Here is a 12,205-nt window from a genome sequence, read left to right on the forward strand (position 1 = left end):
AAAGCAGTATTTATCAGCTATGGAGAGGCTTCAATGTCCAAAAAGCTATTCGAAACACCGACCCGTCGCGCCTTTTTGGCGGGGTCCGCCGCCCTGATCGGTGCGCCTGCGCTGGCCCAAAGCAACGTTCCAGCTGGTCAAGCAGAGCGTGATCCGGCGTTGTCCGTGCGTCGCAACATTTCCAGCTTTCGCACGCTAGACTGGCAGCCGTATTTCACAAACCTGCGCAAAGGGGCCATTCTGGTCGATATCGACAGCCGCGCCGTGCACTACTGGAACGAAGATCAAACGATCTACAAGCTGTACCCTTCCAGTGTCCCGTTGACAGACGATCTTACGCGCCGTGGCCGCACACAGGTTGTTCTGAAAGACCCGAAACCCGATTGGCGCCCGACGCCGTCGATGAAAAAGCGCAACCCTGAATGGCCAGACTACATTGGGCCCGGCCCGGACAATCCGCTTGGCACACGGTCTATGCACCTGAGCTGGACGTACTACCGTATTCACGGCACGCATGACACGCGCAAGATCGGGCGCAAGTCATCAAACGGGTGCATCGGCCTTTACAACGAACACGTGGAAGAGCTGTACGAGATGGCCAAAGTGGGCACACAAGTGTTGCTTATTTGACGACATTGGGGCTTGACTGATGGTCTGCCGCCTAAACTGCATTTGCAATCGCCGCAAATTGCTGTTTAGAAACAGACACGAAGTTAAGTCTTGGGTGTGCATCGGCGCTGTTGCTGATGTGCTATTTCTGGAGGTCAAAATGAAAAAATTCGTACTCGCAGCTGCTCTGACAGCCGCAGCGTCCACAGCTTTTGCTGGTCAGCCTGCTGATCCGATCATCGAAGCACCTGTCATCATCGAAGAAGCTGGTTCTTCTTCCGGTGGCATCGTTCTTCCATTGATCCTGCTTGCCGTTGTTGCAGCAGCTTTGGCAGACTAAGCTACAGTCGATTTCGACTATTAAGAGGCGGTGCAGCAATGCGCCGCCTTTTTTGTGTTCAATGTTGCGCGTTTGATCGAATTTTATCCAATTGTAATAGGAACCATTTGCCGTTTAGACTGTTGTACACACAAATAAGCGGTCCGGCGCTGTTGCCGGTTCTGCCATCTGGAGGGACTAATGAAGAAAATCGCACTTGCAACCGCAGTCACATTCGCAGCATCCACAGCTTTCGCTGGCGCGCCGGCTGATCCAATCATCGAACCGCCTGTCATCATCGAAGAAGCTGGTTCTTCTTCCGGTGGCATCGTTCTGCCGCTGATCTTGCTGGCAGTTGTTGCAGCGGCACTGGCCGACTAAAGCGACCCTTACAGATTCTGCGCAAGTTTTGCGTTGGGCGGTACCGCAGAGTGCCGCCCTTTTGCGTTTGGCGTTACAGCCACCCTTTGAGGTTTTTATCGATCACGCCAGACAGCGCTTTGATATGCGCGTCATCATCGTTCAGGCACGGGATATAGGTGAAGTGTTCGCCGCCAGCCTCTTCAAAGCTTTCTTTGATCTCTTCGTTGATCTCTTCCAGCGTTTCGATGCAATCGGCGGAAAACGCAGGGGCGCAAACCGCGATGTTCTTTTTACCAGCTTCGGCCAAACGGGCGACTTCTTCGACGGTGTAGGGTTGCAGCCATTCTTCAGGGCCGAACTTCGACTGGAAGGTGGTTTTGATTTCGGTGTCTTCCCAACCCAGACGTTCCTTCAGCAGGCGCGTCGTTTTCTGGCATTGGCAATGGTACGGATCGCCTTCCATCAGGTAGCGGATCGGCACGCCGTGGTAGGAACACACCAGAATATCGGGGCGCGTTTCAAGGTTTGCGTAGGCGCGTTCGATGGATTGTGCCAATGCGTCAATGTAGGTTTCATCAGCAAAATAAGGTTCGACTGTGCGTGACGTCGGCTGCCATTTTTCTTTCATCAAGGCACGAAAGAATTCATCGTTGGCTGTGGCTGACGTGGCGCCCGCGTAATGTGGGTACAACGGGAAGAACAGGATCTTTTGGCATCCGGCCTCTGTCATGGCCCGAACTTTGGATTTGGTCGACGGGTTACCGTAGCGCATGCAAAAATCGACCATAACCTGATCGCCGTAGCGCTCTTGCATTTCAGCTTTGATCTTTTTGGTCTGTGCTTTTGTGATCGTCATCAACGGGCTTTCGCCGTCTTCTTCGTTCCAGATCGATTTGTAGGCCGCACCCGATGAAAAAGGCCGTTTTGTCAGAATGACCAACTGCAACAATGGCTGCCAGATCCAGGCCGAATAGTCGATGACCCGTTTATCGGACAAAAATTCGTTCAGATAGCGCCGCATTGACCAATAGTCATAGTTGTCTGGCGTTCCAAGATTCGACAGCAAAATGCCGACACGGGGGGCTGCCACTTTGGGGTGGTCGGTTTCGGCGTGCGCTGGGCGTGTGGCGGTAGGGGTCGCGTCGAGCATTATGGGTCCGATCAATGGGTGTTATGGCTCAAATAAACGCTTTTGCTCTCAGGTCAATCTGGCAGCCTGTTTTCGTCGGTCCCCAACGCGTCTGCTAACCGTGCTTCAGCTGATCCGGGACGCAGCGGTTTGGGTTGGCTTTCGTCGGGGGCCCAGCCCGTCAACATCACGATTTCAAAGGTCGCGGCAATGCCACCTTCAGGGGTTGGGTAGGTCTGTGCATAAAGTTCGGCAGCACGTTCAAAAACGCGACGATGTGTCGGAAAACGCAGACGTTCTTGCAAGGCGTTGGCTTCGCCCATATGGCGCAAATCTTGCATCAGATGCCACAAATCGCGGTAGTTCACCGTTAACGGCAAAACGTCTGCCACAGGTAAGGCAAAGCCAGCCCTTTGTAGCAGGCCACCCAGATCGCGCAGTTCCCCCATTGGGGCGATGCGGGGTGACAATCCGCCGCTGGTCTCGATCTCTGCCTGCCCCAGACAGGCGCGTAATTCGTGTAGGGTTTGCCCCCCGAAGGTGGCCGCCAGAAACAGGCCGTCTTTTTGCAGGCTTCGTTTGCATTGAATGATCTGGCCCACGGGGTCATTTGCCCAGTGCAAAGCAAGTGTGTGGATCACAAGGTCGTGTGCGCCCATGCCCAATTCCAACACGTCTTTGTCCGCGACGCTGTGGGCGTTTGGCATCAGTTTGCGCCACAGATCGGGGAAACCGCTGACCACTGCCGCGGAATTAAACGTCCTGTTAACCATATCCGCGCGATCCTGCAGGTCATCGGCCACGGTTGCGTGCAAGAACATGGCGTCCGCTTGGGTTCGCGCCCGGCGCCGCGTCAGCGCGATAGAATCAGTAAGTGGTTTTGGTCCCGACATAAGGCACACATAGAATGGCACACCCCGCATTACAAACCACCTTGGCGCTGGTCTATCCGCCACGCTGTTTGACATGCGGCGATCGTGTGGACAGCGATTTCGGTTTGTGCGGAACGTGTTGGCGCGATGTGGCATTTATCGGATCAAACGCCTGTGACGGATGCGGCGCACCCATTCTGGACGGTGAAGATATCGCACAGGGAGAGGCCCTAAGGTGTGACGATTGTTTAACGATTGCAAGACCTTGGCGTAAGGGTCGTGCGGCGTTGATCTACAAAGAAACAGGCCGCAAAATGATCCTTGCCCTAAAGCACGGTGACCGCCAAGAGGTCGTGCATCCCACCAGTCTTTGGATGGCGAATGCCGTGCGCGATATTCTTGAACCCCGCACCCTGATCGCGCCGGTACCTTTGCATTGGACGCGGCTTTTGAAGCGGCGCTTTAACCAATCTGCGGCGCTGGCCAATGCAATGGCCCAACGCCTTGATGTGCCGTGCTGTCCCGACCTTTTGCAACGCTTCAAGCGGACCCGCAGCCTTGACGGCATGACCCGCGATGCGCGGTTCCGCCACCTGCAAGACGCCATCGCCCCGCACCCCAAACGCAGACACCGCATGGCGGGCCGTCCGGTTTTGTTGGTGGACGATGTGATGACGACGGGGGCGACTTTGGCCGCGTCCACACAGGCGTGTTACGATGCCGGTGCAAGTGACGTTTGCGTGGTCGCACTGGCGCGGGTCGTCAAAGATGCCTAAGTCTGGGTCAAATGCAATACGATCAAGGACACGACCTATGAAGCCTGTAGAAATTTATACGTCGCCGCTGTGCGGCTTTTGTCACGCAGCAAAGCGCCTTTTGACCCAAAAGGGTGTCGCGTTCTCTGAAGTTGATGTTTTGGCCAACCCCGATCGCAAGCCCGAGATGATCAAGCGTGCCGACGGTGGACGCACAGTGCCGCAGATTTTTGTGGGCGATATGCATGTTGGCGGATGTGACGACCTTTATGCGTTAGAGCGGGCAGGCAAACTCGACGCGTTGTTGGCAACATGACAACAGGCGCTTTGGTGCAGATGAATGCCTCGGATGATCCGGGGCACAATCTGGCCGTGCTGCAGGGATACATCGCGTCAGCCGCCAAGCAAGGTGCTGATTTTGTTTTGACCCCTGAGGTCAGCAATTGTCTGTCTGTGTCCCGCGCCCGCCAAAGCGCTGTTTTGTCCCACCAAGACGATGATCTAACGTTGGCTACTGTGCGGGACGCTGCAAAGACGCATGGCATTTGGGTGCTGATTGGATCGCTTGGCATCAAGACGGATGATCCGGATGGTCGCTTTGCCAACCGGTCATTCCTGATTTCGCCAAACGGCGCGATCGTTGCGCATTACGACAAGATCCACATGTTCGATGTGGATGTATCCCCGACCGAGACGTGGCGCGAAAGCGAAGGATACCGTCCCGGCACACAGGCTGTGGTGGTGCAAACCCCGTTTGGCGGTATTGGCATGGCCATCTGCTATGACATGCGCTTTCCGCTATTGGCCAACGCTTTGGCGCAGGGTGGCGCCCAAATCCTGACCTATCCCTCTGCCTTTACCCCCGCCACGGGTGCGGCGCATTGGCACAGTCTGTTGCGGGCGCGTGCGATCGAAACAGGGTGCTATGTGATGGCGCCCGCCCAGACAGGGTTGCACCCAAGCACCTCCGACAAGACACGCAGCACATATGGCCATTCACTGGTCGTCTCGCCTTGGGGTGAGGTTATCCTTGATGCTGGCACCGATCCCGGTGTTTATGTATTTGAGTTCGATATGAACAATGTGGTCGATGCACGCGCTAAGGTTCCTGCCTTACAAAATGAGCGGAGTTTCAACGGCCCCTAACCAAGTGTGGCCTATGAGCGCAGACACAAATGCACTGGCAATTTCGCTGTTCAGCGAAGTTCTGGCGGCGGATCAAACCGTTCGCAATGCCTTGGGACGGGTGTTGCCCAAGGGCATGGAAATCTCGCATTTCTCGGTGCTCAACCATCTGACATGGCATGATGGTGAACGCTCGCCTGCGCAATTGGCGCAAACGTTCAATGTCACACGCGGTGCCATGACCAACACTTTGGCAAAACTTGAATGGGCTGGATACATCCACGTTCGCCCCGATTGGGACGATGCGCGCCGCAAGATGGTGGCGATCAGCCCTGCAGGACGCAATGCCCGCGATCAAGCCTTAAGCGATATGGGGCCAATGGTTAGCAAGGCCGTGGAATCGCTGGGCGAAGACAGGGTGCGCGAAGCCCTTCCCATTTTGCGCGAAATTCGTAAGCATCTGACGTAATGTGAAATGGTATGAACAGGGGCACCGTTTATGTCCGAAAGAAGTTTTTGGTCGCGCAGCTATAAAGTTATCGAAAAAGGCGCGAATATTTTCGGCTTTTTGTCGGCCTTGATCTGGATCTGGGCGTTGGTGTTTCCGGGAAAGGCCGTGTCTGTTCTGGAAAGCTATGAGGCGCGGTTTTCAGGGGTAGAGCAATCCATCGCGCAAGTGGAAGACAACACAAACGCGCTTTTGCGTCAGACAGACGGAATAAAAGATGACACTGCCGCATTGGTGGCTGCATTGCCCAGCGGGATTTCAATGTCTGGCCTCGTTCAGAACCAGAACTGTCCCGGATCTAACAGCGTTACTGATGGGTTTTCCCTGTGGTTAAACAACGAAGGCAGGCAAGTGATCCCGCAATTGACCCTGACCGCCTTTACCGAACGAGGCACGGTTTTGTATCAAGACACACAACTTTTCATAAATGCCGAAGACACCACCGCGGTTGATATTCCGGGCACTGTGCGCCCCGTACACATCTGTTTGAATGCCATAGATGCCCAAGGCCAAGACCGAATGTCAGGATTTACGATTATGCGATGGCGTAAAACGCACGACAGCTGTGTTGCCAATGGTCGTTATGGATACGTCAGCCACGATGGCAATGCCCTGCCTATTGCGGAAGCCGCCACTGCGCTTTGCCAGTGACGGCCGCCCCTTGTCATGCCGCTTTGGATTTCACACTGGCCGTGACGTAGTTCACGCTTAAATCCCGATCGGACAAACGCCAGCCCCATGTCAGCGGATTAAAGACAAACCCCTGACGGTCCACGGGTTCCATTCCCGACTGTGACAACAGATCAAACAGCTCGTCCGGTGTGATGAACTTGTTCCATTCATGTGTGCCTTTCGGCAGCCAGCGCATCACATGCTCTGCCCCGATGATCGCAAAGACGTAGGATTTAGGGTTGCGGTTCAGCGTCGAACAGATTTGTAGCCCGCCCGGTTTCAAAAGCTGCTGACACGCCGTGAGATAGGCCAGCGGATCGGCCACGTGTTCGACCACTTCCATGTTCATCACCACGTCGAACTGTTCGCCGGCTGCGGCCATATCTTCGGCTGTGGTAAAGCGGTAATCAATGTCCAGCCCCGATTGCGCGGCATGGGCTTGCGCCACGGGAATGTTGCGTTCTGCGGCATCCACCCCCACTATTTCGGCACCCAACCGCGCCATGGGTTCCGACAAAAGCCCGCCTCCGCAGCCGATGTCCAGAACGCGTAGGCCTGCGAACGGGCGTTCTTGTGTCAGATCACGGTCGAATTCCCCTGCGATCTGGCCTGTGATATAGTCCAACCGGCACGGGTTGAGCATGTGCAACGGTTTGAATTTTCCATTCGGATCCCACCATTCAGCTGCCATCGCTTCAAATTTGGCGATTTCAGAGGGGTCCACGGTGCTTTGATGCGCTTGCATTCTGATCTCCATGTGCTCATGTAACTTATCGACCTATATAGGGCCCTTAATGGACAAGCACACCGACCAAAAACGCGCAGTGCAATATCTGTACCCGCCGATTGATCCGTTTGATCAGCGAATGATGGATGTGGGCGACAGCCACCGCATTTACGTTGAGCAATGCGGCAACCCTCAGGGCATCCCTGTGGTGGTGTTGCATGGTGGTCCCGGTGGCGGATGCAGCCCCGCGATGCGGCGGTATTTCGATCCTGCCGTGTACCGTGTGATTCTTTTTGATCAGCGTGGGTGTGGCCGTTCGCGCCCCCATGCGTCGGTGAAAAATAACACTACATGGCATTTGGTGGCGGATATTGAAGCCATCCGCGAGGCCTTGGACATTGAGGCGTGGATTGTCTTCGGCGGCTCTTGGGGCGCGACCTTGTCGCTGGTCTACGCCCAAACGCATCCCGACCGCACCTTGCAGATCGTGTTGCGCGGTGTGTTCCTTGCCACGCAAGCCGAACTGGATTGGTTCTATGGTGGCGGTGCCGGGAAATTCTGGCCCGAGGTCTGGGAAAAGTTCGTGAAACTGATCCCCGCAGATGAACGTGATGACTTGATCGGGGCGTATCACAAGCGCCTGTTTTCGGGTGATCTGCCGATTGAGACGCGATACGCCCGTGCGTGGTCTTCATGGGAAAACGCGCTGGCGTCCATCCATTCCAACGGCAATGGTGGCGAGGCCCCAGGCGAATATGCCCGTGCCTTTGCCCGTCTCGAGAATCACTATTTCACCAATGCGGCTTTCCTTGAAGAGGACGGTCAAATTCTGGCCAACATGCACAAGATTGCGCATATTCCCGGCACCATCGTACAGGGCCGCTACGATATGATCTGTCCACCCGACAGCGCCTACGCCATTTCGCAGGTCTGGCCTGCAAGTGATCTGGTGATGGTGCGCAATGCAGGTCACGCCTTGTCAGAGCCGGGCATCAGCGCTGAACTGGTGCGCACCATGGACAGGATTGCAGGACATTGACCCGTTTGGACCGCCGCGTATTATTTACATCAGGTGCAGCTGCCGCTTTGCTGGCGGCGACCGGTGTTTTTGCGGGGCCATCCCCGAAACGTGGGGGTCGTATGATGGCTGCGTTGTCCGGTGCTGACCGTGCGGATGATTGGACAACGACATCGGGCCTTTTCATGCAAGCCGCGCGTGGCGCTGTGTTTGAAACCCTGACCGAGATTGCAGCAGACGGTACGTTGCGTGGCAATATTGCGCAGGCGTGGGCGTCTGACGATGGTGGCACGACGTGGCGCTTTGAATTGGCGCAGGATGTGATGTTTCATGACGGCGTCCCTTTACGTCCCTCTGATATTGCCGCGTCCCTAAGGGGGGATGTCGTTGATCTGGGGGCAGGCGCGTTTCAGATAGCCCTCAGTGATCCGAACCCCAACTTGCCATTCCAACTGGCGGACCCGCAATTTGCGATCCTGCCCGCCGAAGCCGACCGCCAAGCGGCAGGGATTGGCACGGGGCTTTATGCTGTGCGCAAATTCGATGCGGGCCGGCAGTTTATCGGATCGCGTGTCGCCGTGCACCGCAAAGACGGCACCGAAGGCTGGCTCGATGAAGTCGAAATCGTGTCGATTCCGTCCCATACCGTGCGTGGCGAAGCGTTGCGGGATGGCCTTGTGGATGTGGCCGACGTCACGACTTTGGATGCCTACGCCGACCCGGCAGCATTCCAGTTCTTACCGTCAGAGCATCAAACGCAACAAATCGCGCACCGCTCTGTTGTCGTGCCTGCGTCTGTTGGCACGTCTTGGCCATTGGACAACCTTGCGATGGCGCGGCGGTGGTGGAAAGCGTAAGTTGACGCAGGGCTGGGCCGCCTTATCTGGCCTCATATGAAAATGTCTTTAACGGAATTACCTGATGAACACGTCAGTGCCATCATTGAAATGGCCCTGTCCGATCACGTCAGCTTTGCAGACATCAAACTGGAATACGGGCTGTCCGAGGCCGAGGTAAAAGCCCTGATGCGTGAAAACCTACGGGCGGGCAGCTACCGCGCATGGCGCAAAAGGGTGCGTAAATTCTCTGACCGGCGTGAGAATTACAAGTGAGGCTTGCAGACTCGGGTCCAACTGGCTATATCGCTTTCAACAGCGGCGCGTCGGGGTCCAAACCCAACGCCCACCGGATATATCAACGGGCCGTGCGCCCGTTTTTTTGTGCCTGAACAAAACCTGGAGATACCTTGAACGACCTGCCCCCAAATACCCTGATTGCCAAAGCTGCCATTGATCGCCGTTTGGCTGAAATCGTGACCCCAGTCATTGAAGACATGGGGTACGAATTGGTGCGCATTCGTTTGATGTCTGGCAAAGCAACCACATTGCAGGTCATGGCCGACAAGCCCGAAGGCGGCATTGAGGTCGATGATTGCGCGAAGATTTCCCAAGCCATTGGCGCGACGCTGGACGTCGAAGATCCGATCCTGGATGAATATGCGCTGGAAGTGTCCAGCCCCGGCATCGACCGCCCTTTGACGCGTCTGAAGGACTTTGAAAACTTCGAAGGGTACGAGGCAAAGATCGAAACAGACGAGCTGATCGACGGTCGCCGCCGCTTTAAGGGCGAGCTGGCAGGCGTTGAGGGCAACGAAGTGCTGATCAACATCGAAGAAGGCACTGTTGGTTTGCAGTTTGACTGGTTGTCAGACGCCAAGCTGGTTTTGACCGACGAGTTGATCAAAGAAATGCTACGCCAGCGCAAAGCTGCTGGAACTATCAATGAAGACGAGTTTGATGAGATCGAGACGGAAGACCCGTCCGATGGAGGAGAAAACTGATGGCCATTACTTCTGCAAACCAGCTTGAGCTGTTGCAAACCGCCGAGGCAGTCGCCCGCGAAAAGATGATTGACCCTGTGTTGGTGATCGAGGCGATGGAAGAATCGCTCGCCCGTGCTGCGAAATCCCGCTACGGCGCGGAAATGGACATTCGTGTCGCCATCGACCGCAAAACGGGTCGTGCCACATTCACGCGCGTACGCACCGTGGTGGAAGACGAGGAACTGGAAAACTACCAGTCCGAATTCACCGTTGAGCAAGCCAAGCAATACATGGCCGATCCTGAAGTGGGCCAAGAATTCATCGAAGAAGTGCCCCCCGTTGAAATGGGCCGCATCGCCGCGCAATCTGCCAAGCAGGTGATCTTGCAAAAGGTCCGCGAAGCCGAGCGCGACAAACAGTTCGAAGAATTCAAAGACCGCATCGGCACCATCATCAACTGCGTGGTCAAACGCGAAGAATATGGCAACGTCATCGTTGATATGAACCCCGGCGAAGGCATTCTGCGTCGCAACGAGAAAATCGGCCGCGAATCGTACCGCCCGAACGACCGTATTCGCGTGTTCATCAAAGACGTGCGCCGCGAACAGCGCGGGCCGCAAATCTTCCTGAGCCGTACCGCGCCCGAGTTCATGGCCGAACTGTTCAAGATGGAAGTGCCTGAAATCTACGACGGCATTATCGACATCAAGGCGGTTGCCCGTGACCCCGGTTCACGCGCGAAGATCGCTGTGATTTCCTATGACGGGTCCATCGACCCAGTGGGCGCTTGCGTTGGTATGCGCGGCAGCCGCGTGCAGGCCGTTGTGAACGAATTGCAGGGCGAAAAAATCGACATCATTCCTTGGAACGATGATCAGCCGACTTTCCTTGTGAACGCGCTGCAGCCTGCTGAGGTCTCCAAGGTTGTTCTGGACGAAGAAGCCGGCAAGATCGAAGTTGTGGTTCCTGAAGAACAATTGTCCCTCGCCATTGGTCGTCGTGGTCAGAACGTGCGGTTGGCGTCTCAGTTGACGGGTCTTGATATCGACATCATGACAGAAGCCGAAGAATCAGCGCGCCGTCAGAAGGAATTCGAACTGCGCACCAAGCTGTTCATGGATAACTTGGATCTGGACGAATTCTTCGCACAACTGCTGGTGGCGGAAGGGTTTACCAACCTTGAAGAAGTCGCATACGTCGAAGTGGACGAACTTCTGGTCATTGATGGCGTCGACGAGGGTACGGCTGGCGAATTGCAAGCCCGTGCGCGTGACGTGATCGAAGCGCAAAACAAAGCGGCACTTGATGCGGCCCGTGCGCTGGGCGTCGAAGACAGCTTGGTTGAATTTGATGGCCTGACACCCCAGATGATTGAAGCGCTTGCGAAAGATGACGTGAAAACACTGGAAGATTTCGCGACATGCGCGGACTGGGAATTGGCCGGTGGCTGGACCACCGAAAAAGGCGAACGCGTCAAAGACGATGGCGTTCTGGAGCCCTTCGGCGTTGATCTGGAAGAAGCGCAAGCGATGATTATGATTGCACGTGTGTCTCTGGGTTGGGTTGATCCGGCTGAATTGGAAGCAATGGCAGAAGACGACGAAGACGGCGAAGCAACTTCTGAGGAAACTGAGGCCTGATTTCAGGCCTCAGGGTTCACACATGAGTCGCGGTGGCGCCTCCAAGGATCGGTCGGACGGTCCAGATCGCAAGTGCATTGCCACAGGCGAAGTGCAGCCCAAGTACGGGCTGGTCCGCTTTGTCGTGGGGCCTGAAGATATGATTTATCCGGATGTGTCGGGTAAATTGCCGGGGCGCGGCATTTATGTCGCTGCGGATTGTGATGCCCTTGAAGCGGCAGTGAAGAAAAAGCTGTTCGCCCGTGGTGCCAAACAGCAGGTGAAGCTGCCGGATGATTTGGTGGCCGAAGTTGAAAAGCAGCTTGCACGGCGCGTTGTTGATTTGATCGCGATGTCGCGCAAGGCCGGATCGGCTGTTGCGGGATACGAAAAGGTGAAAGCCTGGCTTCAATCGGAAGAGGCCGAAGTGTTGATCCAAGCCTCTGACGGATCGGGTCGGGGGAAGACGAAGTTAAGTACGCCACACTATGGCAGCTACATCGGATGGCTGACGGCGGACGAGTTGGGTTTGGCGTTTGGACGTCAAACTGTGATACATGGGGCGCTCGCCTCTGGTGGACTCACGAAACGTGTAGTAGAGGAAGCCCAGAGATTGCGAGGCGTACGCGCAAAAGAGGATGGCAAGGGCCATTCGGAAGGATAGACG

The 12,205-nt window shown here is 55.7% G+C and carries 17 protein-coding genes; 14 read left to right on the forward strand and 3 right to left on the reverse strand.

The features are described 5' to 3' along the window. Window positions 1–33: 33 nt before the first annotated feature. From ASD8599_RS00790 to ASD8599_RS00800, 3 genes are all read left to right on the forward strand, one after another. Complete coding sequence (locus ASD8599_RS00790; RefSeq protein ID WP_108826777.1) at window positions 34–630, forward strand: L,D-transpeptidase; 597 nt, start codon at window positions 34–36, stop codon at window positions 628–630. A 139-nt stretch (window positions 631–769) separates the two neighbouring features. Continuing rightward, on the forward strand, window positions 770–949 hold the full coding sequence (locus ASD8599_RS00795) for a hypothetical protein (protein ID WP_108829936.1): 180 nt from the start codon (window positions 770–772) through the stop codon (window positions 947–949). Between the two features lie 180 nt (window positions 950–1,129). Continuing rightward, entirely contained in the window at window positions 1,130–1,309 is a 180-nt protein-coding gene (locus ASD8599_RS00800; protein WP_108826778.1) for a hypothetical protein, read from the forward strand. Window positions 1,310–1,382: 73 nt separating this feature from the next. On the opposite strand, the gene hemH is transcribed toward ASD8599_RS00800, so the two are convergent. Continuing rightward, the gene (gene hemH, locus ASD8599_RS00805; protein ID WP_108826779.1) at window positions 1,383–2,441 is read right to left on the reverse strand and encodes a ferrochelatase; all 1,059 of its coding nucleotides are present in this window, start codon (window positions 2,439–2,441) and stop codon (window positions 1,383–1,385) included. Between the two features lie 53 nt (window positions 2,442–2,494). Then, window positions 2,495–3,313, reverse strand: coding sequence for a methyltransferase domain-containing protein (locus ASD8599_RS00810; protein ID WP_108826780.1), 819 nt, complete (start codon window positions 3,311–3,313; stop codon window positions 2,495–2,497). A gap of 14 nt (window positions 3,314–3,327) precedes the next feature. Here ASD8599_RS00810 and ASD8599_RS00815 point away from each other — a divergent pair, with 14 nt between their 5' ends. Genes ASD8599_RS00815 through ASD8599_RS00835 form a run of 5 tightly spaced genes read left to right on the forward strand, consistent with a single transcriptional unit; the run spans window position 3,328 to window position 6,331 of the window. Next, window positions 3,328–4,068, forward strand: coding sequence for a ComF family protein (locus ASD8599_RS00815; protein WP_108826781.1), 741 nt, complete (start codon window positions 3,328–3,330; stop codon window positions 4,066–4,068). A gap of 37 nt (window positions 4,069–4,105) precedes the next feature. Further along, on the forward strand, window positions 4,106–4,363 hold the full coding sequence (gene grxC, locus ASD8599_RS00820; protein ID WP_108826782.1) for a glutaredoxin 3: 258 nt from the start codon (window positions 4,106–4,108) through the stop codon (window positions 4,361–4,363). After that, window positions 4,360–5,193 (forward strand): carbon-nitrogen hydrolase family protein, encoded by an 834-nt coding sequence (locus ASD8599_RS00825; RefSeq protein WP_108826783.1) that lies wholly within the window; start codon window positions 4,360–4,362, stop codon window positions 5,191–5,193. Before grxC ends, ASD8599_RS00825 begins: the two co-directional genes overlap by 4 nt. Before the next feature lie 13 nt (window positions 5,194–5,206). Next, complete coding sequence (locus tag ASD8599_RS00830; RefSeq protein WP_108826784.1) at window positions 5,207–5,641, forward strand: MarR family winged helix-turn-helix transcriptional regulator; 435 nt, start codon at window positions 5,207–5,209, stop codon at window positions 5,639–5,641. Between the two features lie 30 nt (window positions 5,642–5,671). Next, complete coding sequence (locus tag ASD8599_RS00835; RefSeq protein ID WP_108826785.1) at window positions 5,672–6,331, forward strand: hypothetical protein; 660 nt, start codon at window positions 5,672–5,674, stop codon at window positions 6,329–6,331. 13 nt (window positions 6,332–6,344) lie between these two features. Here ASD8599_RS00835 and ubiG read toward each other — a convergent pair whose 3' ends face one another. Continuing rightward, window positions 6,345–7,097 carry a bifunctional 2-polyprenyl-6-hydroxyphenol methylase/3-demethylubiquinol 3-O-methyltransferase UbiG gene (ubiG, locus tag ASD8599_RS00840; RefSeq protein WP_108826786.1) on the reverse strand — a complete coding sequence of 251 codons (753 nt, stop codon included), beginning with the start codon at window positions 7,095–7,097 and terminating at the stop codon, window positions 6,345–6,347. Between the two features lie 49 nt (window positions 7,098–7,146). Here ubiG and pip point away from each other — a divergent pair, with 49 nt between their 5' ends. The 6 genes from pip to ASD8599_RS00870 all read left to right on the forward strand — a co-directional run bounded on the left by pip (window position 7,147) and on the right by ASD8599_RS00870 (window position 12,202). After that, window positions 7,147–8,118, forward strand: a complete 972-nt coding sequence (gene pip, locus ASD8599_RS00845; protein ID WP_108826787.1) for a prolyl aminopeptidase — start codon at window positions 7,147–7,149, stop codon at window positions 8,116–8,118. Continuing rightward, window positions 8,115–8,954: a periplasmic substrate-binding domain-containing protein gene (locus ASD8599_RS00850; RefSeq protein ID WP_245925897.1), complete on the forward strand. Its 840-nt coding sequence runs from the start codon at window positions 8,115–8,117 to the stop codon at window positions 8,952–8,954. The genes pip and ASD8599_RS00850 overlap by 4 nt, the downstream gene beginning before the upstream one ends. Window positions 8,955–8,990: 36 nt before the next feature. Beyond that, on the forward strand, window positions 8,991–9,209 hold the full coding sequence (locus ASD8599_RS00855; protein ID WP_422664737.1) for a DUF2805 domain-containing protein: 219 nt from the start codon (window positions 8,991–8,993) through the stop codon (window positions 9,207–9,209). A 143-nt stretch (window positions 9,210–9,352) separates the two neighbouring features. Continuing rightward, on the forward strand, window positions 9,353–9,937 hold the full coding sequence (gene rimP / locus ASD8599_RS00860) for a ribosome maturation factor RimP (protein ID WP_245926105.1): 585 nt from the start codon (window positions 9,353–9,355) through the stop codon (window positions 9,935–9,937). Beyond that, on the forward strand, window positions 9,937–11,559 hold the full coding sequence (gene nusA, locus ASD8599_RS00865; protein WP_108826788.1) for a transcription termination factor NusA: 1,623 nt from the start codon (window positions 9,937–9,939) through the stop codon (window positions 11,557–11,559). The genes rimP and nusA overlap by 1 nt, the downstream gene beginning before the upstream one ends. A 22-nt stretch (window positions 11,560–11,581) precedes the next feature. Beyond that, window positions 11,582–12,202, forward strand: a complete 621-nt coding sequence (locus ASD8599_RS00870) for an RNA-binding protein (RefSeq protein WP_108826789.1) — start codon at window positions 11,582–11,584, stop codon at window positions 12,200–12,202. The last annotated feature ends 3 nt before the right edge of the window (window positions 12,203–12,205 follow it).

The sequence above is a fragment of the Ascidiaceihabitans donghaensis genome, from assembly GCF_900302465.1.
In the GTDB taxonomy this organism is placed as follows: Bacteria; Pseudomonadota; Alphaproteobacteria; order Rhodobacterales; family Rhodobacteraceae; genus Ascidiaceihabitans; species Ascidiaceihabitans donghaensis.

Coding starts and splice junctions, on each gene's coding strand:
- ASD8599_RS00835 (WP_108826785.1), top strand. CDS start 5,672: ATGTCCGAAAGAAGTTTTTGGTCGCGCAGCTATAAAGTTATCGAAAAA.
- ASD8599_RS00800 (WP_108826778.1), top strand. CDS start 1,130: ATGAAGAAAATCGCACTTGCAACCGCAGTCACATTCGCAGCATCCACA.
- ASD8599_RS00815 (WP_108826781.1), top strand. CDS start 3,328: ATGGCACACCCCGCATTACAAACCACCTTGGCGCTGGTCTATCCGCCA.
- nusA (WP_108826788.1), top strand. CDS start 9,937: ATGGCCATTACTTCTGCAAACCAGCTTGAGCTGTTGCAAACCGCCGAG.
- ASD8599_RS00830 (WP_108826784.1), top strand. CDS start 5,207: ATGAGCGCAGACACAAATGCACTGGCAATTTCGCTGTTCAGCGAAGTT.
- ASD8599_RS00795 (WP_108829936.1), top strand. CDS start 770: ATGAAAAAATTCGTACTCGCAGCTGCTCTGACAGCCGCAGCGTCCACA.
- ASD8599_RS00870 (WP_108826789.1), top strand. CDS start 11,582: ATGAGTCGCGGTGGCGCCTCCAAGGATCGGTCGGACGGTCCAGATCGC.
- ubiG (WP_108826786.1), bottom strand. CDS start 7,097: ATGCAAGCGCATCAAAGCACCGTGGACCCCTCTGAAATCGCCAAATTT.
- ASD8599_RS00825 (WP_108826783.1), top strand. CDS start 4,360: ATGACAACAGGCGCTTTGGTGCAGATGAATGCCTCGGATGATCCGGGG.
- ASD8599_RS00810 (WP_108826780.1), bottom strand. CDS start 3,313: ATGTCGGGACCAAAACCACTTACTGATTCTATCGCGCTGACGCGGCGC.
- hemH (WP_108826779.1), bottom strand. CDS start 2,441: ATGCTCGACGCGACCCCTACCGCCACACGCCCAGCGCACGCCGAAACC.
- ASD8599_RS00790 (WP_108826777.1), top strand. CDS start 34: ATGTCCAAAAAGCTATTCGAAACACCGACCCGTCGCGCCTTTTTGGCG.
- grxC (WP_108826782.1), top strand. CDS start 4,106: ATGAAGCCTGTAGAAATTTATACGTCGCCGCTGTGCGGCTTTTGTCAC.
- ASD8599_RS00855 (WP_422664737.1), top strand. CDS start 8,991: ATGAAAATGTCTTTAACGGAATTACCTGATGAACACGTCAGTGCCATC.
- pip (WP_108826787.1), top strand. CDS start 7,147: ATGGACAAGCACACCGACCAAAAACGCGCAGTGCAATATCTGTACCCG.